The 21,207-nt window shown below is 63.7% G+C and carries 20 protein-coding genes and 1 tRNA gene; 11 read left to right on the top strand and 10 right to left on the bottom strand.

The genetic code is table 11. The features are described 5' to 3' along the window. Positions 1-102: 102 nt before the first annotated feature. Positions 103-366, bottom strand: a complete 264-nt coding sequence (locus L867_RS0111970) for a YMGG-like glycine zipper-containing protein (protein WP_028737107.1) — start codon at positions 364-366, stop codon at positions 103-105. A gap of 303 nt (positions 367-669) precedes the next feature. On the opposite strand from L867_RS0111970, the gene L867_RS0111965 reads away from it, so the two are divergent. The 4 genes from L867_RS0111965 to hemA all read left to right on the top strand — a co-directional run bounded on the left by L867_RS0111965 (position 670) and on the right by hemA (position 5,898). Further along, positions 670-1,158: a (2Fe-2S)-binding protein gene (locus L867_RS0111965; protein ID WP_028737106.1), complete on the top strand. Its 489-nt coding sequence runs from the start codon at positions 670-672 to the stop codon at positions 1,156-1,158. 140 nt (positions 1,159-1,298) lie between these two features. Beyond that, positions 1,299-3,647: a xanthine dehydrogenase family protein molybdopterin-binding subunit gene (locus L867_RS0111960; RefSeq protein WP_028737105.1), complete on the top strand. Its 2,349-nt coding sequence runs from the start codon at positions 1,299-1,301 to the stop codon at positions 3,645-3,647. A 14-nt stretch (positions 3,648-3,661) separates the two neighbouring features. Further along, the gene (locus tag L867_RS0111955; RefSeq protein WP_028737104.1) at positions 3,662-4,462 is read left to right on the top strand and encodes an FAD binding domain-containing protein; all 801 of its coding nucleotides are present in this window, start codon (positions 3,662-3,664) and stop codon (positions 4,460-4,462) included. Positions 4,463-4,683: 221 nt separating this feature from the next. Then, the gene (gene hemA / locus L867_RS0111950) at positions 4,684-5,898 is read left to right on the top strand and encodes a 5-aminolevulinate synthase (RefSeq protein WP_028737103.1); all 1,215 of its coding nucleotides are present in this window, start codon (positions 4,684-4,686) and stop codon (positions 5,896-5,898) included. Positions 5,899-5,960: 62 nt separating this feature from the next. On the opposite strand, the gene dxr is transcribed toward hemA, so the two are convergent. After that, a complete protein-coding gene (gene dxr, locus L867_RS0111945; protein WP_028737102.1) occupies positions 5,961-7,154 on the bottom strand; it encodes a 1-deoxy-D-xylulose-5-phosphate reductoisomerase in 1,194 nt (397 codons plus the stop codon). Between the two features lie 117 nt (positions 7,155-7,271). Here dxr and L867_RS0111940 point away from each other — a divergent pair, with 117 nt between their 5' ends. The 3 genes from L867_RS0111940 (at position 7,272) to L867_RS27365 (ending at position 10,184) form a co-directional block, all read left to right on the top strand. After that, positions 7,272-9,146 (top strand): heavy metal translocating P-type ATPase, encoded by a 1,875-nt coding sequence (locus L867_RS0111940; protein WP_051438946.1) that lies wholly within the window; start codon positions 7,272-7,274, stop codon positions 9,144-9,146. A 100-nt stretch (positions 9,147-9,246) separates the two neighbouring features. Further along, entirely contained in the window at positions 9,247-9,750 is a 504-nt protein-coding gene (locus L867_RS0111935; RefSeq protein WP_028737100.1) for a YciE/YciF ferroxidase family protein, read from the top strand. Positions 9,751-10,037: 287 nt separating this feature from the next. Continuing rightward, positions 10,038-10,184 (top strand): hypothetical protein, encoded by a 147-nt coding sequence (locus tag L867_RS27365; RefSeq protein WP_156951562.1) that lies wholly within the window; start codon positions 10,038-10,040, stop codon positions 10,182-10,184. 280 nt (positions 10,185-10,464) lie between these two features. Here the strand turns inward: L867_RS27365 and L867_RS0111925 are convergent, their stop codons facing one another. From L867_RS0111925 to L867_RS0111915, 3 genes are all read right to left on the bottom strand, one after another. Then, on the bottom strand, positions 10,465-11,511 hold the full coding sequence (locus L867_RS0111925; RefSeq protein ID WP_146086560.1) for a hypothetical protein: 1,047 nt from the start codon (positions 11,509-11,511) through the stop codon (positions 10,465-10,467). A 152-nt stretch (positions 11,512-11,663) separates the two neighbouring features. Continuing rightward, positions 11,664-11,740: transfer RNA gene (locus tag L867_RS0111920), tRNA-Arg, on the bottom strand. A gap of 121 nt (positions 11,741-11,861) precedes the next feature. Continuing rightward, positions 11,862-13,025, bottom strand: a complete 1,164-nt coding sequence (locus L867_RS0111915) for a M20 aminoacylase family protein (protein ID WP_028737098.1) — start codon at positions 13,023-13,025, stop codon at positions 11,862-11,864. A 156-nt stretch (positions 13,026-13,181) separates the two neighbouring features. On the opposite strand from L867_RS0111915, the gene L867_RS0111910 reads away from it, so the two are divergent. Both L867_RS0111910 and L867_RS0111905 read left to right on the top strand, forming a co-directional pair. After that, positions 13,182-14,300, top strand: a complete 1,119-nt coding sequence (locus L867_RS0111910) for a D-alanyl-D-alanine carboxypeptidase family protein (RefSeq protein ID WP_028737097.1) — start codon at positions 13,182-13,184, stop codon at positions 14,298-14,300. 14 nt (positions 14,301-14,314) lie between these two features. Next, positions 14,315-15,505: a CobW family GTP-binding protein gene (locus L867_RS0111905; protein ID WP_028737096.1), complete on the top strand. Its 1,191-nt coding sequence runs from the start codon at positions 14,315-14,317 to the stop codon at positions 15,503-15,505. A gap of 18 nt (positions 15,506-15,523) precedes the next feature. Here the strand turns inward: L867_RS0111905 and L867_RS0111900 are convergent, their stop codons facing one another. The 5 genes from L867_RS0111900 to L867_RS27695 form a co-directional block, all read right to left on the bottom strand. Next, a complete protein-coding gene (locus tag L867_RS0111900; protein WP_028737095.1) occupies positions 15,524-15,751 on the bottom strand; it encodes a sulfurtransferase TusA family protein in 228 nt (75 codons plus the stop codon). Then, the gene (locus tag L867_RS0111895; protein ID WP_028737094.1) at positions 15,748-17,019 is read right to left on the bottom strand and encodes a L,D-transpeptidase family protein; all 1,272 of its coding nucleotides are present in this window, start codon (positions 17,017-17,019) and stop codon (positions 15,748-15,750) included. Before L867_RS0111895 ends, L867_RS0111900 begins: the two co-directional genes overlap by 4 nt. Positions 17,020-17,190: 171 nt before the next feature. Further along, entirely contained in the window at positions 17,191-18,144 is a 954-nt protein-coding gene (locus tag L867_RS0111890; RefSeq protein ID WP_028737093.1) for an acetyl-CoA carboxylase carboxyltransferase subunit alpha, read from the bottom strand. A 63-nt stretch (positions 18,145-18,207) separates the two neighbouring features. Beyond that, positions 18,208-19,152, bottom strand: coding sequence for a site-specific tyrosine recombinase XerD (xerD, locus tag L867_RS0111885; RefSeq protein ID WP_028737092.1), 945 nt, complete (start codon positions 19,150-19,152; stop codon positions 18,208-18,210). Between the two features lie 17 nt (positions 19,153-19,169). Next, entirely contained in the window at positions 19,170-19,334 is a 165-nt protein-coding gene (locus L867_RS27695) for a hypothetical protein (protein WP_028737091.1), read from the bottom strand. A gap of 150 nt (positions 19,335-19,484) precedes the next feature. On the opposite strand from L867_RS27695, the gene L867_RS0111875 reads away from it, so the two are divergent. Together L867_RS0111875 and aroB are read left to right on the top strand one after the other, a co-directional pair. Further along, on the top strand, positions 19,485-20,081 hold the full coding sequence (locus L867_RS0111875; protein WP_028737090.1) for a shikimate kinase: 597 nt from the start codon (positions 19,485-19,487) through the stop codon (positions 20,079-20,081). Further along, the gene (aroB, locus tag L867_RS0111870) at positions 20,074-21,201 is read left to right on the top strand and encodes a 3-dehydroquinate synthase (RefSeq protein ID WP_028737089.1); all 1,128 of its coding nucleotides are present in this window, start codon (positions 20,074-20,076) and stop codon (positions 21,199-21,201) included. The genes L867_RS0111875 and aroB overlap by 8 nt, the downstream gene beginning before the upstream one ends. Positions 21,202-21,207: the final 6 nt, after the last annotated feature.

Here is a 21,207-nt window from a genome sequence, read left to right as displayed (position 1 = left end):
AGCCCGAGCTTAGTCGCAAAATCGCCGAAAGGGGTAATTTTTTTGAAAATTGTCCGCAAATGGAGGTCCCGGCGTGCGCCGGAACCTCCACTCATGCGTGAATTAGTAGCCGCGCGGGCAATCGTCGACGTAGCGACGGCCGTAACGGTCGCGGTAGTAGCACTGGCCGGGCTGGTCGGCCACGTTGCCGATGACGGCGCCGGATACGCCACCGATCGCCGCGCCGACGGCCGCGCCGCGAACGTCACCGGTGATCGCGCCGCCGATGATCGCGCCCGAAGCCGCGCCGATCGCGGCGCCTTTTTCGGTCTGGGTGCAGCCTGCGACCGACAAGCCGATCAGAACGAGCACAAGAGCTTTCTTCATGATTTTTCTCCACTGTTTACGCGTCCGGCTGGGCCGGTACATGTCTTCTCCGCCCGATGCCCCCAGGCATCCTCTCTTGGCGGTCGCGGCTCAAGAATAGCCCGCAATTCGCGAAAGTCCACGAAATAGAAAGTCGAATATGAAGCTCCATTATTCGCCTCGTCGCACGCCACAGTAACGAGCGGATTTATGCTGCGGCGCGAAATATAAAAAATCCGTTTGGACGCACTCTTCCTGTTGATCGGCCGGAGAAAAAGACAAATGATAGCCGCTGTGTCCGGGAGAGACACGAGGAGGAACAATATGGCAAAAGTAACGCTGACGGTGAACGGCCGTTCGGTGAGCGGCGAGTGCGAAGACCGCACCTTGCTCGTCCATTTCATTCGCGAAAAACTCGGACTGACCGGAACCCATATCGGTTGCGACACGACCCAATGCGGCACCTGCGTCGTGCATATGGACGGCAAGTCGGTGAAGAGCTGTTCGATCCTGGCGGTCCAGGCTTCGGGCTCGGCGATCACCACGATCGAGGGTCTGGCAAGCAATGGCGAGATGCACCCCGTCCAGGCGGCCTTCAAGGAACATCACGGCCTGCAGTGCGGATTCTGCACGCCGGGCATGGTGATGACTGCGGTCGACATGATCAGCCGTCACGGTGGCAACCTCGACGAGGCAACCGTGCGCCATGAGCTGGAAGGCAATATCTGTCGTTGCACCGGCTACCACAACATCGTCAAGGCCGTGCTTTCCGCCAATGCCGAGATGCATGGCGGGCGCCAGGCAGCCGAATGAGGCGCTAACGAGGCAACAGGCAGTAGCCAATAGGCAGCAGGTCGCAGCAGCGTCCCACAAAGGATCTGCGATTCGACTGCCCACCGCCTACTGGCTGCTGCCTAATATCCCCCTATCCCTGTTCTCTGGAGGAGAAGACTATGGGTGTTGAAGGAATCGGGGCGCGTGTCACGCGCAAGGAAGACAAGCGCTTCCTGACCGGCAAGGGCCGGTATACGGACGACATGGTCGTTCCGGGTATGAAATTCGCCTACTTCGTGCGTTCGCCCTATGCCCATGCCAAGATCAAGGGCGTGGATGCGACGGCTGCCAAGGCCATGCCTGGCGTGATCGACGTGCTGGACGGCAAGCAGCTGCTGGCCGACGGCATCGGCAACATCATCTGCGGCTGGATGATCCATTCCAAGGACGGCACGCCGATGAAGATGGGCGCCTGGCGTCCGCTCGCGGTCGACACGGTGCGCTATGTCGGTGACGCGGTCGCCATCGTCGTTGCGGATACCTATGGCGAGGCCTGCGACGCGGCGGAAGCCGTGGTCGTCGACTATGATGAACTGCCGGTCGTGACCGAAGCCGTGACGGCGCTCGGTACCGGAGCGCCGCAGCTTCATCCGGAAGCGCCGGGCAACCTGATCTTCGACTGGGAAATCGGCGACAGCGCCGCTGCCGACCGGGCGATCGCCGCGGCCGCCCACGTCACCGAGATCGAGATCCACAACAACCGCCTCTCGCCCAACCCGATGGAGCCGCGCGCCACGCTCGGCATCTACGACACGGCCGAGGACCACTACACCTGCTACACGACATCGCAGAACCCGCATGTCGCACGCCTCGTCATGAGCGCCTTCTACAATGTGGCGCCGGAAAACAAGCTGCGCGTCATCGCGCCTGATGTCGGCGGCGGCTTCGGCTCGAAGATCTACATCTATCCTGAAGAAATCGTCTGTCTCTGGGCTTCCAAGAAGACCGGGGTCCCGGTCAAGTGGACGTCCGACCGCACCGAGGCCTTCCTCACCGACGCCCATGGCCGCGACCATGTCTCCAAGGTCAAGATGGCCTTCGACAAGGACAACAACGTCATCGGGCTGAAGGTCGACACGATCGCCAATCTCGGCGCCTATATGTCGCTGTTCTCCTCGTCAGTGCCGACCTATCTCTACGCGACGCTGCTTTCCGGGCAGTACGCGATCCCGGCGATCCACTGCAATGTCCGCACCGTCTACACCAACACGGTGCCGGTCGATGCCTATCGCGGCGCTGGTCGTCCGGAGGCGACCTACCTGCTCGAACGCACCATGGAAACGGCGGCGCGCGAACTCGGCGTTTCTCCGGCGGAACTGCGCCGGCAAAACTTCATCCGCACCTTCCCCTACCAGACGCCGGTCATCATGAACTATGACGCCGGCAATTACGAAGCCTCGCTCGAAGCGGCGATGGGGGCTGCCGACTGGAACGGCTTCCCGGCTCGCAAGGCGGAAGCGGCCGGCCGCGGCATGAAGCGCGGCATCGGCATGAGCTGCTACATCGAAGCCTGCGGCATCGCGCCGTCGGCTGCGGTCGGCTCGCTCGGCGCCGGCGTCGGCCTTTGGGAATCAGCCGAAGTCAGGGTCAATGCGGTCGGAACCGTCGAAGTCCTGACCGGGTCGCACAGCCACGGCCAGGGCCATGAGACGACCTTCGCCCAGCTGGTCTGCGAGCGGCTCGGCGTGCCGATCGACAATGTCTCCATCATCCACGGCGACACGGACAAGGTGCAGATGGGCATGGGCACCTATGGTTCCCGCTCGGGCGCCGTCGGCATGTCGGCGATCGTCAAGGCGCTCGACAAGGTCGAGGCCAAGGCGAAGAAGATCGCCGCGCACCTGATGGAAGCGGACGAGAGCGACATCGTCATCGAGAACGGCGAGCTCAAGGTCGCCGGTACCGACAAGTCCCTCCCGTGGTTCCAGGTGGCGCTTGCGGCGTATACAGCCCACAACCTGCCGGGCGGCATGGAACCGGGCCTGAAGGAGGGCGCCTTCTACGATCCGTCCAACTTCACCTTCCCGGCCGGCTGCTACATTGCCGAGGTCGAGGTCGATCCGGAAACCGGCAAGACGACGATCGTCCAGTTCGTCGCCGCCGACGACTTCGGCAATATCATCAATCCGATGATCGTCGAGGGCCAGGTGCATGGCGGCATCGCCCAGGGCGTGGGACAGGCCCTGCTGGAAGGCGTGCGTTATGACCCGACCACGGGCCAGCTGCTGACCGCCAGCTACATGGACTATGCCATGCCGCGTGCCGACGACCTGCCGTCGTTCAGCCTGTCGCATCAGAACACGCCGTGCCCGGGCAATCCGCTCGGCATCAAGGGTTGCGGCGAAGCCGGCGCCATCGGTTCTCCGCCGGCGCTGATCAACGCCATCACCGATGCCATCGGCACCAACAACCTCAACATGCCTGCAACGCCGCTTGCCGTCTGGTCGGCATTGCAGGCTGCAGAGTAACGGGAGGACGACGCATGTTTCTCTATTCGACCAGCTATCATCGCGCCTCCTCCGTCGAGAACGCCGGAAGCCTGCTTTCCGGGGCTTCCGACGGCAAGTACGTGGCGGGCGGCCAGACCTTGGTCGCCACCCTCAAGCAACGCCTGGCACAACCGTCGGATCTCATCGATCTCAGGCACATCCCCTCGCTCAAGGGGATTGCCGTGGATGGCCGCACCGTGACGATCGGCGCGGGCGTGACCCATGCCGAGGTCGCCGGATCGGGACTGATCCGCGCGGTCTGTCCGGCAATCTGCCATCTCGCCTCGCTGATCGGCGATCCGCATGTCCGCCATCTCGGTACGATCGGCGGATCGATCGCCAACAACGATCCGGCGGCGGACTATCCGGCCGCCATGCTCGGGCTCGGCGCGACCATCGTCACCGATCGCCGGCAGATCACCGCCGACGATTTCTTCGTCGGCCTGTTCGAGACCGCTCTCGAGGAGGACGAGATCATCACGGCCGTCAGGTTCACGGCGCCGGAGCGGGCGGGTTACGCCAAGTTCGCCAATCCCGCTTCGCGTTTCGCCATGACCGGGGTGTTCGTCAGCAAAGGGTCGGCTGGCGTTCGTGTTGCCGTCACCGGAGCCGGTTCGGGCGGGGTGTTCCGTCACCCGGGACTTGAAGCCGCGCTTGCCGGCAATTGGTCCGCGGACGCGCTGGCTGCCGTCTCCATCGATCCGACCGATCTGATGGCCGATCTGCATGCGACCGCGGAGTATCGCGCCAATCTGGTGAAAGTGATGGCGAAGCGGGCCGTCTCCGCCTCCTGAGGGCAGCGGAGAATCGCCATACGGAAAAAGGACGGCTGCGGCCGTCCTTTTTTCTGCAGCTTGACGCAGATCAAGTTTGCCAGGATTTGGATCGGCTAGCAAATGACTGGAAGGATTCAAAAATTGCGCCATTTGTCGCAGTTTAGAATGAATTTACAGTGCTGGGGTTGACCGAACGCGCGTTGGATCTCAAAAAGGGCTGAACAGACTGGAGTCGGGAAATGGATTTCGAGGCGTTTTTCAAGGGCGAACTGGAAGGTCTTCACGAAGAAGGACGTTACCGGGTTTTCGCCGATCTTGAGCGACAGAGGGGCAATTTCCCGCGCGCCACGCGCTATACCGAAAACGGCCAGCAGGACGTCACCGTCTGGTGTTCCAACGACTATCTCGGCATGGGCCAGAATGCCGGAGTGATCGAGGCGATGAAAAACGCCATTGACCACTGTGGAGCGGGTGCCGGTGGCACCCGGAATATCTCTGGCACCAACCACTACCACGTCCTCCTCGAGCGCGAACTGGCCGAACTGCACGGCAAGGAATCGGCGCTGATCTTCACCTCGGGCTATATCTCGAACTGGGCGGCACTCGGCACGCTCGGCCAGAAGATCCCCGGCCTGATCATTTTCTCCGACGCGCTGAACCACGCTTCGATGATCGAAGGCATTCGCTATGCGAAATGCGAGCGGGTCATCTGGAAGCACAACGACGTCAAGGACCTCGAAGCCAAGCTCAAGGCCGCCGACCCGAAGGCGCCGAAGATGATCGCCTTCGAATCGGTCTATTCGATGGACGGCGATATCGCGCCGATCAAGGAGATCTGCGATCTCGCCGACAAGTACGGCGCGATGACCTATCTCGACGAAGTGCACGCAGTCGGCATGTATGGTGCCCATGGCGGCGGCATTGCCGAGCGCGAGGGCCTGATGGACCGCCTGACGGTCATCGAAGGCACGCTGGGCAAGGCCTTCGGTGTCATGGGCGGCTACATCACCGGTTCCGCGGCACTCTGCGACTTCGTTCGATCCTTTGCTTCGGGCTTCATCTTCACCACGGCCCTGCCCCCGTCGCTGGCCGCCGGTGCCGTCGCCTCGATCCGGCATCTGAAGACCAGCCAGCTGGAGCGCTTCGCCCATCAGGAGCGCGTGCGTCGTCTGCGTTCCATGCTCGATGCCCGCGGCATTCCGCATATGCCGAACCCGAGTCACATCGTTCCCGTCATGGTCGGCGACGCCGCCAAGTGCAAGTGGATCTCCGACCTGCTGCTCGATAATTTCGGCATCTACGTGCAGCCGATCAACTATCCGACCGTGCCGAAGAAGACCGAGCGCCTGCGCATCACGCCGACGCCGCTGCATTCGGATGGCGACCTGGAACACTTGGTCGGCGCCCTGCACCAGTTGTGGTCGCGCTGCGCGCTGGCCCGCGCCGTCGCCTGAGGCGAAGCGGGGCTTCCAGCCAGCAAACGCTCTATCTGTCGATTGAATGAACCGCCTGCTGGTCAGGCGGTTTTTTCGTGCGCCGCGATGATCTCGCCGGCGACCTTGCGCGCTTCGGCATCGGCGGCAAAGACCTCGGCAATCGTGCCTGCCGCGCCGCAATCGATCAGGCGGTCCATCGTCGCCTCCACGATGTCGGCCATGCCGAGGAAGCCGATCTTCTCCTCGACGAAGGCGTTGAAGGCCGTCTCCTCGGCGGCATTCATGATCGCCGCCTGCAGGCCGCCACGGGTGAGTGCCGTGCGGGCGAGCCGGAGCGCCGGGAAGCGCGTCTCGTCCGGCGCCTCGAAGTCGAGACGGGACAGCCTGGCGAAGTCGAGCCGCTCGACATTGAGGCTTGGCCGTTTCGGATAGGTCAGGGCATAACCGATGGCGGTGCGCATGTCCGGCGGGCCGAGCTGGGCGATCACCGAGCCGTCGCTATAGCCGACCATCGAGTGCACGATGGATTGCGGATGCACCACGACCTCGATCTGCTCCGGGGATACGTCGAAGAGATGCTTGGCCTCGATCATTTCGAGGGCCTTGTTGAACATTGAGGCGCTGCCGACGGAGATCTTCAGGCCCATCGACCAGTTGGGGTGGGTCCTGGCCGTTGCGACGGTGACGCTCGCCATCTGCTCGCGCGTGAAGGTGCGGAAGGGGCCGCCGGACGCGGTGAGGATGATCCGCTCCAGTGCTGCGCGCTGAGTGTTGTCGAGGCACTGGAAGATCGCGCTGTGCTCGCTGTCGACCGGGATGAGCCGCCCGCCGCCGGCCTTGACCGCCTCGACGAAGAGTTCGCCGGCCGAAACCAGGCATTCCTTGTTGGCGAGCGCGATGTCGGCCCCACGGGCGGCGGCGGTCAGGGTGGGGGCCAGACCCGCCGTGCCGACGATCGCCGCCATCACCCAGTCGGCATCGAGGCTTGCCGCCTCGTCGAGACCGGAGCGGCCGGCCGCCACGTCGATGCCGCTGCCCGACAGGACATCCTTCAATGCCATGTACTGGCTTTCGTCGGCCGTGACGGCGAGCTTCGCACCCGTGGCGCGGGCCTGCTCGGCAAGAAGCTCGATATTGCCGTTGCCGGTCAAAGCGCCGATCTCGAAGGCTTCGCGGCCGCCGAGCTGGTTGACCACGTCGAGCGTGTTGACGCCGATCGAGCCGGTCGAGCCGAGAATCGTCAGGCGGCGCGGCGGTTGGGTGTCGAGGGTCATTCGGGCTGTCCGCAAGATTGCTTCAATCGCAGATGCGTCTACAAGGGATTGCTGAATGCGGCAAGCTTCGTATCCTGCGGCCTGTCGCCCGTCGTCGTGCCTATTCGGAGGTCTTTCATGCAGGGTATCGTCGGGAGTCTGCGGCGCTATGGCCAGCCTTTGCTGGCATTGGTCGCGCTGGCGACGCTGGCCGGGGGTGGCATTGCCTATTTCACCGCGCAGCCGGAATGGGCTTCCGGCCTGTGGTCCCTCGGCACGGCGCTCGTGCTCCTGGCGCTTTTGGTCGAGATCGCCCTCTCGCTGCTGCAGGGGCGTTTCGGCCTCGATGTCATCGCCGGGCTCTCCATGGGCGCCGCGCTCGCCTTCGGCGAGCCGCTGGCCGGCAATATCGTCGCGCTGATGTATGCGGGTGGCCAGCAGCTTGAGAACTTCGCCGAGGGCCGCGCAAGGCGAGAAATGACGGCCCTGCTCGGGCGCACCGCCCGCACCGCCATGCGCTATGCCCGGGAGGGACTGGAGGAAGTCCCGATCGAGGCGCTGATGCCCGGCGAACGCATCCTCGTGCGTCGTGGCGAGGTGGTGCCCGTCGATGGACGGCTGGCCGGCGGCCGGGCCGATATCGACATGTCGGCCTTGACCGGTGAAGCTATGCCTGCCCGTTTCTTTACCGGCAACGACATGCCGAGCGGCGGCACCTCGATCGGCGCCGCCTTCGATCTCGATGTAGTGCGCACCGCTGCCGACAGCACCTATGCGGGGATCGTGCGGCTTGTCGAACAGGCGCAGCAGAGCAAGGCGCCGATGGTGCGGCTGGCGGATCGTTATGCGCTCTGGTTCCTCGCCCTGACGGTACTGATTGCCGGCGGCGCCTGGTGGGCGAGCGGCGATCCCTTGCGGGCGCTTGCCGTCCTTGTCGTTGCGACGCCCTGTCCGCTCATTCTCGCCGTGCCCGTGGCGATCATCTCCGGCATGTCGCGTGCCGCCTCGCTCGGGGTCCTGATCAAGAGCGGCGGTGCCCTGGAAAGGCTCGCCCGCGTGCGCACCGCCGTCCTCGACAAGACCGGCACCATGACCAGCGGCAAGGCGGGCGTCGTCGAGATCCGCACCGTCGACGGGATCGATCCGGAAGAGATGCTGCGGCTTGCCGCTTCGCTGGACCAGGCCTCGAACCATGTCAGCGCCGAGGCGCTGGTGCAGTCCGCACATGCGCGCCGCATGGCCCTGTCGTCTCCGACCGATATCGTCGAAACGCCCGGCTCCGGTGTCGAGGGCAGGATCGACGGCCGATCGCTGGTGGTCGGCGGCAGCGACTTCGTCCGCGGCAGGTGTTCGGCCGGCGACCCCTACGCGCTGGGCCGCGACCTGCCGCCAGGCACCGCCGTCGTCGCCGTGGGTATGGACGGGGTCGTTGCCGGCATCATCCTGCTGTCGGACCAGATCCGCGACGATGCGCATGCGACGATCGATTCCTTCCGCGCTGCTGGCGTCACCCGCTTCGTGCTCGCCTCGGGGGATCATGACGATGCGGTGCGCGCCGCGGGCCTGTCTCTCGGCGTCGACGAGGCGATCGGAAATCTTCTCCCCGCGGAAAAGGTCGAGGTCGTCGTCGCCGAGGGCCTCAAGGCGTCGGTGATGATGATCGGCGACGGTGTCAATGATGCGCCGGCGCTGGCCGCGGCCGATGTCGGTGTGGCCATGGGCGCTCGCGGGGCTGCCGCCTCATCCGAATCGGCGGATGTTGTTCTGCTCGTCGATCATCTTGCGCGGCTTCCCGCCGCCCTCCTCGTCGCGCAACGGACACGGCGCATCGCGCTTCAGAGCGTCGCCGTCGGGCTGTCGCTATCGTTGCTTGCCATGGTTGCGGCGGCGCTGGGCCATCTGCCTCCCGTTCAGGGTGCACTGCTCCAGGAACTGATCGATGTCGCCGTGATCCTCAATGCCCTGCGGGCGCTGAGCGTGCCGGCGGGCATTCGGCCGCATCGCCAGGAATAGGCCGCAGCCCGGTTGCAGATTCCGGCGGACCGCCGGAACAAAGCGACCGGCAAGCTAGTTGAGAGGGGGTGAATTCCCTTCCCAACCAGGAGAAACCCCCATGGCACAGAAGACTCTCGACGACCTTTTCTACGAGACGCTCAAGGACATCTACTATGCCGAGCGCAAGATCCTGAAGACCCTGCCGAAGATGGCTCGCGGCGCCCAGGATCCGAAGCTGAAGGCCGCTTTCGAAAAGCACAAGGAAGAAACCGAAGGCCAGATCGAGCGCCTGCAGCAGGTGTTCGAGATCATCGGCAAGCGTCCGCGCGCCAAGACCTGCCCGGCCATCGACGGCATCATCGAGGAGGGCGAGGAGATCATGGAAGAATTCAAGGGCGCACCGGCTCTCGATGCCGGCCTGCTCGCTGCCGCTCAGGCTGTCGAACACTACGAGATCAGCCGCTACGGCACGCTGAGCGCCTGGGCAAAGCAGCTCGGCCTCAAGGATGCGGCCAAGCTGCTCGACGAGACGCTGGCCGAGGAATCGGCAACCGATGGCGCACTCTCGAAGCTTGCCGAGTCGGCCGTCAACACGGCTGCTATGGAAAAGAAGGCGGCCTGATCCAGGGCTCGATCGGGTCCGGCCGTGGCCGGACCCGATCGGGGTCCTGAGGTACACGGCTGCCGGTCCGCTTCGGCGGAGCGATTTGAAAGGGGAGCCTGTCCGGCTCCCCTTTTGCTTGCGCGTAAATCAATTTGAGACTTAGGGATCGTGTCCCGGCTCGGTTCAGCGAAAGCGTATGGAAGCGAGGCAGTTTTGCGTCGATCGCTTGTATTTTATGCAGTTTCTTAAGGGCCGGATAAGCTGCGGCGCCTAGTCTTCATCACGGGGATTTGAGGAGAAACGGCGTGACCACCCGGCTGAAGGCGCTGATCGTCGCGATCAATATTTCCATACTGATGTGGGCCGGCCTGATCGGCGGTGCGTTCTGGATGCTCTCCGACGGCGAGATACTCGACCGCCAGATCACCGCGAGCATTTCTTCCTGCCGCTGACCGGGCAGGGATAACCTCTCAACCGCTGGTGAAGTCCATTCAATTGAACTGACGGGCAATCGAACGACTGCCGAGGGCGATCAGGGCGAGTTTGACGATATGCCCCTCTACCTGCGTTGCAGAAATGAGCGTCGGGCTACGGAGAAGCTGCAAGCGCCCGACAAATCGGAAACCAGATGACGAGCCGGAGGGCGGCTGGTCTGCACCGCCCCTCCGCTCCTGCAACGGCTTTGACCTGCCAAGCGTTTCGCTCCGCCACAGCGAGGCGAAACGAGGCCGGTCATTTCTTGGTTTTCTCGACTTCGGCCAGGATCTTCTGGCTGCCGCCAAAGCCCAGTCCAAGCAGGTGGCGGTGATATTCCTTCGCCAAGTCTGTCTTGATCTGTGCTGAGGCCATCGGCAGCGTCTCTTCGTCCACATCCGTATAGGTGGAGACAAAGAAGTAGCGCGGCGACATCATGTGCTCGCCACAATGCAGCATCGCCGAGTTGGTGATCAGAACATCGCCGGGGTCGGTGGCCACCCACACGATATGACGGTCGATCTCGTCAACCGCCGAGAAGTCCTTGGTCTTGTGCAGCTTCACAAGCTCTTCGCGATGCGTATCGAACCATTCGATCGGCTTCTTGATGCCGACGCGTTTGGCTTGCTCGGCAAAGATCCTCTCATTGTGAGTGAAGGGGATCACGCCAAGCATGCCGCCCTGCATGTGTTCAGGCGCGCAATAGTGGAGCACGCGGACGATGCGCTTTTGCGGATTGCTGATATGGTAGGCGGAACCGACCTTTTCGCAAAGCTGACGATAGTCCCGATGCAGGCCGCGCGCGCTGTAGTGGGCTGCAACCGAGCTGCCGAATTCGGTCGCATTCTTTCCGAGAATCTTCTGCACCGCCTCACGCACGTATGTGTTCGCGGCATAGGGCCAGAAACGTTTGTCATTGAGGACGGGCGATCCGCCGGTGAAACCCTTCGCGGTTCCCTTGAAGACACTCAGGTAGTCGATGGGCTTGAGCTTGGACATCTCGACGCAGAGCTTGTGAAGCTGTGCGCTCTCCTGGGGCGTGTAGACACCCCGCACTTTGACGACCGAGAATTTCTCGAAGAGCGCGGCAATGTCTGCTGCCGGTGTCGAGGCGTCGGCTACTCCGAAGGTCGGAACAAGGCCGAATGGATTCATACCTCTGGAAAATTCATCGAAGTAGGTACCCAAACGCCGCGTGGCCCTTGCCGAGGGCACTACCTCTTGAGGCCCTGCAATTTCTTCCGCGTTAGTCAATGCCACAGGTTTTCCTCCCAATGCCCTAGCCACCAATGAAGTCAAACTCATAGCTCTGCCTCCCCGAGCTTTCGCAATCATTGGTAGCCTAGAGCCGGTGACAAGAGTGCGTCAAGTCCAGTCGGTGAAAGCAGAAATGCTCGAGGTTTGGCGGAATGCGTGCTCCAGGCGGTCAAAGGAGCGCCTTATCGTGCATGGCCGTATGGTGATCCCGGCGCGATTCGAACGCGCGACCCCCAGATTAGGAATCTGGTGCTCTATCCTGCTGAGCTACGGGACCACTCACCGAACTCCATACAAAAGCCGGACCTTGAAGCCAAGCGTTTTTGCGAGGGTGACAAGCCGGAGCGGTGGCGCATGCGGCTTGCCCTCGGGGTGGCCCCGGCGGGCGAGCCGCACGGTCAGTCGGTCAGGCGCTGTTCGGCAAGGCGCACCCAATAGGAGATGCCATAGGACAGGACTTCGTCGTTGAAGTCGTAGGCCGGGTTGTGCAGGCCGGGCGTATCGCCATGGCCGATCATGATGTAGGCGCCGGGGCGGGCCTGCAGCATGAAGGCGAAGTCCTCGCCCGCCATCGACGGATCGACGTCCGTGTCCACCTTGTCCCTGCCGGCGACATCCATCGCGGCGCGGGCGGCATGGTCCGTCTCGTCCGGATGATTGACCGTGACCGGGCAGGCGCGCTCATAGACCACTTCGGCTTCCGCGCCGTTGGCGCTGGCGATGCCGCGGGCGATCTCGCGGATGCGGGCTTCGGCAAGGTCGCGCACCGCCTCGTCGAGCGAGCGCACGGTTCCCGCGAGGGCTGCCTCTTCCGGGATGATGTTGTGGGTCGTTCCGGCGTTGAAACGGGTGACCGAGACCACCACGGAGCGCAGCGGATTGGCGTTGCGTGAGGCGATCAGCTGCAGATTGGTGACGATCTGCGCGCCGATGGCGATCGGATCGATGGCCTTGTGCGGTTCGGCCGCATGGCTGCCGCGTCCCTTGACGGTAATGAAGAACTTGTCGGGCGCGGCCATGATGCCGCCCTTGCGGATCGCGAAGGTGCCGACCGGCTGGCCCGGCATGTTGTGCATGCCGTAGACTTCCTCGACGGCAAAGCGCTCCATCAGGCCGTCCTGGACCATGGCGAGCGCCCCGGCCCCCCCTTCTTCCGCCGGCTGGAAGATCACCACGACACGGCCGTTGAAATTGCGCGTCTCCGCAAGATGCCTGGCCGCCCCCAGCAGCATGGCGGTGTGGCCGTCATGGCCGCAGGCATGCATCCTGCCCGGCACCTTCGACGCCCAGGGCTTGCCGCTGATCTCTTCGAGCGGCAGCGCGTCCATGTCGGCGCGCAGGCCGATCGCGCGGGTGCTGGTGCCCCGTCCCTTGATCACGCCCACCACCCCGGTCCGGCCTATCCCGGTCACGATTTCGTCAACGCCGAACTCCGCAAGCTTGGCCGCGACGAAGGCTGCGGTGTTCTCGACGTCGTAGAGAATCTCGGGATTGGCATGGAGATGGCGGCGCCATTCGCTGACCTCCGCCTGGAGTTCGGCGGCGCGGTTCAATATCGGCATGTTGCTGTCCTGCTCGTCTATTTCAGCTATCGCGTGAAGGCCGGCGCAGAATCTGCGCCTTGAGATTGACGTATTCAATGGCTCTTGCCATTGCTTTCAGTCATAGGTCAATTATCTGGTCTTTGCGAGACAGATCCGCATCGAAGAGGTTTCATCGTGTCGTCGAACCATAAAGCCAAGTCGCCGAACGCGCGCGTCTCCCGCCGTTTCGCGGCTCTGGCCTGCGCAATCGCCGCCTGCCTGCCGAACCTGGCGCTGGCCAATCCGCAAATCGTCGTTGACGTCAACAGCGGCCAGGTCATCGCCCACGAGGATGCCTTCCGCAAGTGGTATCCGGCCTCGCTCACCAAACTGATGACCGCTTATACCACCTTCAAGGCGATCCGCTCCGGCGAGCTGTCGCTGGAAAGCATCGTGGTGATGAGCGAGAAGGCCGCCGCTCAGCCGGCGAGCAAGATGTACTACAAGCCGGGCTCGAAGCTGACGCTCGACAGCGCGCTGAAGATCCTGATCGTCAAGTCGGCGAATGACGTGGCCGTCGCCATCGGCGAACGGGTCGGCGGCACGCTCGACAATTTCGTCGCCCGGATGAATGCCGATGCGCAGAGCCTCGGCATGACCTCGTCCCGCTTCGTCAACCCGAACGGCTTGCCCGGCAAGGGCCAGTATACGACGGCGCGCGACCTCGCGGTGCTGGCAGTGGCGCTGCGCCGCGAGTTCCCCGAATATGCCGGCTATTTCGCTCTCGAGGGCATCAATACCGGCAAGAAGGAATATCCGAACTACAACCTGCTGGTCGGCCGCTTCGACGGTGCCGACGGCATGAAGACCGGCTATATCTGTGCCTCCGGCTTCAACCAGGTGTCCTCGGCGACCCGCAACGGCCGCACGGTGGTGTCTGTGGTGCTTGGTGCCGACAGCCTCGGGGCCCGGGCCGACCTCTCGGCCGAGTTGTTGCAGAGGGCCTTGACCACGCCGCGCGGCGCTGGCCCGCGGCTGGACGGCCTCGCCCCCTATGGTGCTGGGCGCGACACGGTGGCCGACATCAGCGCGGAAGTCTGCAATCCACAGGCCCGGAAGGTGCGCAGCGAAGGCCGCGACGAAGCCGGCCGGATGAAGCTTCTGTCGCCCTACATCCACGAAATGGGCCGCCCGCCGCGCACCGTCTTTGCCGGCCTGATCCCGGGAACCGAGCCGCCGGCGAAGAAGCCGGGGACAGCTGGCGCCAACGAGATCGCCAACGTGCCGATCCCGAAGCCCCGCCCGACCTTCTGATCCTGGAGCAAGCCATGTCTGGAGCCAACGGCCGGATCCCGGTGTCGATCATCACCGGTTTTCTCGGTGCTGGAAAGTCGACGCTGCTCAACCGGATCCTCAAGGATCCGGCCATGCACGATGCCGCGGTCATCATCAACGAGTTCGGCGAGATCGGCATCGACCACATGCTGGTCGAGGCGTCGAGCGATTCCGTCATCGAGCTGGCCGATGGCTGCCTGTGCTGTACGGTTCGCGGCGAGCTGGTGGACACGCTGGCCGAGCTGATCGACGGCATGCAGACCGGCAAGATCAAGCCGCTGTCGCGCATCGTCATCGAGACGACGGGCCTCGCCGATCCGGCGCCGGTCATGCAGTCGGTGATGGGGCATCCGGCGATCGCGCAGCACTTCGATCTCGACGGCGTCATCACCGTGGTCGACATGGTGCACGGCTTGTCGACGCTCGACACCTATCCCGAGGCGGTGCGCCAGGTGGCGGTGGCCGACCGGCTGATCCTGAGCAAGGCCAGTCTGGCCGATCCGCGCGCCCGAACCGCTCTCGTCGAGCGGCTGCGTTTGCTCAATCCGCGCGCGGAGCTCACCGACGGCGACAGACCCGAAGCCGGCAGCGCCGCCATTCTCGCCAATGGCCTTTATGATCCGACGAGCAAGATCCCCGATGTCAATCGCTGGCTGAAGGACGAGGCGCCGGCCGATCAGCATGAGCATTCGCATCATCATGATCATGATCATGGCGATCACTGCGAACTCTGCGACCACGATGGGCATGACCATGGTCATGAGCACCATCACCACGACCATCATCATCATGACGCCAATCGTCACGATGACCGGATACGCTCCTATTCGATCGTGCACGATCAGCCGATCGATCCGGTGGCGCTGGAAATGTTCATCGACATCCTGCGCTCCAGCCAGGGCGAGAAGCTCTTGCGCATGAAGGCCGTGGTGGCGCTGACCGACCGGCCCGACCGGCCGCTGGTGCTGCATGGGGTGCAGTCGATCTTTCATCCGCCGGTTCGCCTTGCGGCCTGGCCGGACCCCACGGATCGCCGCACCCGGCTGGTGCTGATCACGCGCGATCTCGAGGAAAGCTATGTCCGCGAGCTGTTCGATGCGTTTACCGGACGGCCGCAGATCGACAGACCTGATCGCGCGGCGCTCGAAGACAATCCGCTCGCCATTCCCGGCATGAAGATGTGAGGAGCGACGCCGGGGCGTTCAGCCCTTGCGGATGCGGAAACGGTGGCCGTTGTCGAGTTGCGTCGTCTCCAGCAGCTCGTGGCCGTCCTCGTTGCAGAAATGCGGAACGTCGATCACCGCCAGCGGGTCGGTCGTCTCTATGCTCAGTTCCTCGCCGCGCTGCATCGTCGTCAGCCGACGCCGGGTCTTCAGCACCGGCAAGGGGCATTTCAGCCCCTTGAGGTCGTAGAGCGCGTCGCCGCTCATTGCTTCTGCCAGAACTTCCAGAACGGCTTCTTGCCGGTTTCGGCGGTCTGCACCGGGGCCGGTGCCGCCATCGGGTTGGGCTGCGGCACGGGAACACTGGCGGCCTGCCCGGCGGGTGCGGTCGGCGCGACGGCAGGCGATGCGGCGACGGGTGCCGGAGCCGCCTGACCGGCAGGCGTGGCTGCGGGTGTGGACTGGTTCGCCGGCGCGGCAGCGATGCGTGCAATGGCGGCCGGTGCGGTGGCGGCCGGGGCGGGGTTCGCCGGATTCGCCACTTCATCGATCTTCAGCAGCTTGCCGGCCTTCAGCGCCGAGCCCGTCGGCGCATAGGCCAGATCATGCCCCTTGCGCTGGTCGGCGACGATTGCCTTGCGTTCGGCCTCGGTCGGATCATACCAGACCTTGCCGTCAAACTTGTTCAGGGCCTTGGCATAGTCCTTGGAATAGGTGGCATTGTAGGAGGCCAGCGCCATCTGCAGGGCGGGCGGCGTGGTCATGGCCGGGCAGGCGGCGGTCGGGCTCAGGCTCTTGCCGTCCGCGACCTGCTGGTTGAACACGTACTTCTTCTCGCAGATGCCCACGTCCGGCGGACGCTTGGTCACTTCGAAATTGTCGTAGCCGACCTTCAGCATCTCCCAGAAGCCAAAGTGCGGGCTATGCTTGTGGCGTGCCATGTTCTCCGCAGTCATGCGGAAGGGGAAGGCCTGGAGCTGGATGGTCTCCTGGCCGCCCTTGAACGCGTCGCGGGCAAAGGCATAAATCTCGAGGATCTGCGCGTCCGTCATCGAATAGCAGCCCGAAGACGAGCAGGCGCCGTGGATCATCAGGTTGGTGCCGTTGCGGCCGTTCGCCTGGTCGAAACGGTTCGGAAAGCCCGTGTTGATCGCGAGATAGTATTTGGAATTCGGGTTCAGGTGGTGGGGCGAGAGCGGATAGAAGCCCTCCGGCGCCTGGCGGTCGCCTTCCTTCACCTTGGGTCCGAGGCGGCCAGACCAGGCACAGATCTGGTATTCCTTGATCTTGTCGAAGCGATTGTTGGTCTTCGCCTTCCAGATCTCCAGCACGCCCTCTTCCTTGAAGATGCGGATGGCGATCGGCGAGGTGCGCTCCATGCCCTTGGCCTTCATTTCAGCCAGGATGCTCGAGGGCAGCGGATGTTCGACCTTGTTCGACACCGAAGCGGGGTCGAAGCTGTCAAGCGTGTCATTGCAGCCGGCAAGAACGGCGGCGGCGAAGGTCAGGGCGAGGGCGGTCGATTTCAAGCGCATTGCGAAAGGCTCATCTCGAACAGGGCAAAACTGCTTTCGTCAGAAAGCGGACCTTTCTAATTTATGATCACAGTCTTCACAAATCATAAACCAAGGACGCTTTTCAAGCCGAACGGATTCGCGCCATAGCCTGTGAAAACAGCAGCATTGTGACGGGCGCCGGCGCCCGCCTCAGAGATTGCGGCCGATGTTGAGGAACTTCTGCCGCCGCTCCGAGCGCAGCTGGTCGCCCGGACGGGGCGAAAGCTCGCCGAGCGCCGTGGCGATCACGTCGCCGGCCGCCTGGATCACCGCCTGCGGATCGCGATGCGCACCGCCGACGGGCTCGGAAATGATGCCATCGATGACGCCGAGACCCTTGAGGTCCTCCGCCGTGATCTTCATGTTGGTCGCGGCCTCCTTGGCGCGGGTGGAATCGCGCCAGAGGATGGATGCCGCACCTTCCGGCGAGATGACGGAATAGATCGCGTGTTCCAGCATGTAGACGCGGTTGCCGGTTGCGATCGCGATGGCGCCGCCGGAGCCGCCTTCACCGAGCACGACGGAGACGATCGGGACGCGCAGGTTGAGGCACATTTCGGTCGAGCGGGCGATCGCTTCGGCCTGGCCGCGTTCTTCCGCGCCGATGCCCGGATAAGCGCCGGCCGTGTCGATCAGCGTGATGACCGGCAGGCCGAAGCGGTCGGCCATTTCCATGACGCGGATCGCCTTGCGGTAGCCCTCGGGGCGGGGGCTGCCGAAATTGTGCTTCAGGCGCGACTTGGTGTCGTTGCCCTTTTCCTGGCCGATCACGGCGACGGGCTGGCCGCGGAAGCGGGCGAGGCCGGCCTGGATCGCGGCATCCTCGGCGAATTTGCGATCGCCGGCGAGCGGCGTGAAGTCGGTGAACAGTTCTGCAGCGTAGTCGACGAAGTGCGGGCGCTGCGGATGGCGGGCGACCTGCGTCTTCTGCCAGGCATTGAGCTTCGAGTAGATCTCTTCCATCGCCTCGCGGGCACGGGCTTCCAATCGACCGATTTCCTCGGACGTGTCGATGCTCTCGTCCTCTTCCGCGAGTTTCTTCAGCTCGTGGATCTTAGCTTCGAGGTCGGAGATTGGCTTTTCGAAGTCGAGATAATTATGCATGAAATCGGGTTCCGATCGTTTTGCCCTATGCCGTTCGGGCGCTTGGCACCGGTGTTGACGGCTCTAATCAAGGTTTTTGGCCTTTTTTGCAAGAGGGTGATGCGTCTGCACCAGCTCCCGCAGGCGTTCATCAAGCACATGCGTATAGATTTGTGTCGTTGAAATGTCGCTGTGGCCGAGCAGTTCCTGTACCACGCGCAGGTCGGCGCCGTTGGCCAGCAGGTGGCTGGCGAAGGCATGACGCAGCACGTGTGGCGAGACGCTCGCGGCCGGCAGACCCGCCCGGATCGCCAGATCCTTGAGGTCGCGGGCGAAGACCTGGCGCGGCAGGTGGCCCTCCTTGCTGGCGGCAGGAAACAGGAAGGGGCTTGGTTCGCGATCGCCGCGCTCGGCGGCCATCTCGGCGCCGTAGCGGGAAAGGGCCGCAATTGCTGCCTTGGACAGCGGCACCAGGCGTTCCTTGTTGCCCTTGCCGCGGACGACGAGAAAGCGGCCTTCCTGGGTCAGCACCTTGACGGGCAGCGCGACAAGTTCGCTCACCCGCATGCCGGTAGCGTAGAGAAGCTCGATCAGCGCCAGCAGGCGGATGCGGGAAAATTGCCCCGGGCCTGGCAGGTCTGCCTCCTGTTCGGCGAGCGTCAGCAGCTTGCCGACCTCGTCGATGCTGAGGAACTTCGGCAGCGGGCGCGCCTTCTTCGGCGAGTCGAGGATTGCGGTCGGGTCGTCGCCGCGTAGTCCCTCGGCATAGAGGAACTTGTAGAACTGCCGCATGGTGGAAAGCCGCCGCGCCTGCGAGGTCGGCTGGAAGCCGCGTTTGGCGAGATCGCCGAGATAGGCGGACAGGTCGCTGCTCCCGGCAGAGCCGAGGCTCACCTGGCGTGCGTTGAGAAAGGAATGGAGATCGTTAAGGTCGCGTTCGTAGGAGGAGAGAGTATTGGCGGCGGCGCCGCGTTCGGCGCTCATCATCTCCAGGAAGGCCTCGACGCGGGCCTGGCTCAGGTCGGCCACGGCTTTCCTCCCTCTGCCTACTGGCCGGCTTGCTCTTCCGGCGGATTGACCTGCTCGGAGGGGATGCGCACCGTCACGTCGCGCTCGCTCGGCTCGACGAAGACAACGAGTGACCACATTGCCAGATAGACCATCCCGACGATCGTGGCGCAAAAGAAGAGAAAGCGAAAGAGCGTCGGCATTGTCTGGTCCAAAGGGCTGCAAGCGGCGCCGCATGTGGGCCGGCGCCGAAGGCTTTGCAAGGCATGGTGCCATCGCATTCATTCCAGCGTATGGCTTGACGCTTGGCGTTCATTTGTCAATACCGTTGGGAAACGGATGCGAACAGGCCGATGAACGAAACCACATTTCCCGTTTCCCCCACCTTGGGCGAACGCGCGCGGGCGGCGCTGGGACGGCGCAATCTCGTCTTCGTCGGTTTGATGGGTGCCGGCAAGTCGGCAATCGGCCGCATGGCCGCGAGCCAGCTCGGACTGCCCTTCATCGACACCGACAACGAGATCGAGCGCGTCTCGCGCATGACGATCAGCGAACTCTTCGCCGCCTATGGCGAGGAGGAATTCCGGGCGCTGGAGACCCGGGTCATCAAGCGGCTGCTGCGCACCGGCCCGCGGGTCATCTCGACCGGCGGCGGCGCCTTCATCAACGAGAAGACCCGCAAGCAGATCGAGCGGGGCGGGATCTCGCTCTGGCTGAAGGCCGATCTCGACGTGCTGTGGGAGCGCGTCAACAAGCGCGACCACCGGCCCCTGCTGAAGACCGAAAACCCCAAGCAGACGCTGGAAAACCTGATGAACCAGCGCTATCCGATCTATGCTCTGGCCGACATGACGATCCAGTCGCGCGACGAGCGCAAGGAGACGATCGTCAGGGAAGTGATGGAAGCCATTCTCGACTATACCGGTAAAGGCAGCAAGAACGATGACTAAGACAGAGAGCGAAGAGCGGCTGGTGCACGTCCCGCTCGGCGAGCGCGCCTACGACATCCTGATCGGCCCCGGCCTGATCGGTCGCGCCGGTGGGGAGATTTCCACCCGCATCAAGGGCCGCAAGGCGGCGATCATCACCGACGAGAATGTCGGCGCGATCTATCTCGATCAATTGATGGACAGCCTGCAGACCGATGGCATCGAGGCGGTGTCGCTGACGCTTCCGCCGGGCGAAAAGACCAAGAGCTTCGACTACCTGACCAAGGTCTGCGATCTCTTGCTCGAAGCGCGTATCGAGCGCAACGACGCGGTGATCGCGCTCGGCGGCGGCGTCATCGGCGACCTGACCGGCTTTGCCGCCGGCATCGTGCGTCGCGGCGTGCGCTTCGTCCAGGTCCCGACCTCGCTGCTGTCGCAGGTCGACAGTTCCGTCGGCGGCAAGACCGGCATCAACACCCGCCACGGCAAGAACCTCGTCGGCATCTTCAACCAGCCGGATCTGGTGCTGGCCGACACCGATGTGCTGAATTCGCTGAGCTCGCGGGAATTCCGGGCGGGCTATGCGGAAGTGGCGAAATACGGCCTGATCGACAAGTCGGACTTCTTCGAGTGGCTGGAACGCAATTGGCAGGAGGTGTTCTCCGGCGGGCCCGCGCGCATCGAGGCGATTGCTGCGAGCTGCCAGGCCAAGGCGGATGTCGTGGCGGCCGACGAGCGCGAGAACGGCCGCCGGGCGCTGCTCAATCTCGGCCACACCTTCGGCCACGCGCTGGAGGCGGCGACCGAGTATGACAGCAAGCGTCTCGTGCATGGCGAGGGCGTCTCGATCGGCATGGTGCTGGCGCACCGCTTCTCCAACCGCCTCAATCTGCTCGGCGTCGAAGACGTCGCCCGCGTCGAAGCGCACCTGAAAGCGGTCGGCCTGCCGACGTCGATGGACGAGATTCCGGGAGAACTGCCCTCGACTGATTTCCTGATGGAGGCGATCGGCCAGGACAAGAAGGTCAAGGGCGGCAAGCTCACCTTCATTCTCACCCGCGGCATCGGCCAGTCCTTCGTCGCCGACGACGTGCCCGCCTCGGAAGTCTTCACCTTCCTGGAGGACATGCGGGCCCAATGACGTCCG

Origin of the sequence: Paenirhizobium selenitireducens ATCC BAA-1503, assembly GCF_000518785.1 — a bacterium.
In the GTDB taxonomy this organism is placed as follows: domain Bacteria; phylum Pseudomonadota; class Alphaproteobacteria; order Rhizobiales; family Rhizobiaceae; genus Allorhizobium; species Allorhizobium selenitireducens.
Note: the sequence above shows the minus strand (reverse complement) of the source record. Positions and strands in the feature narration are given on the sequence as shown.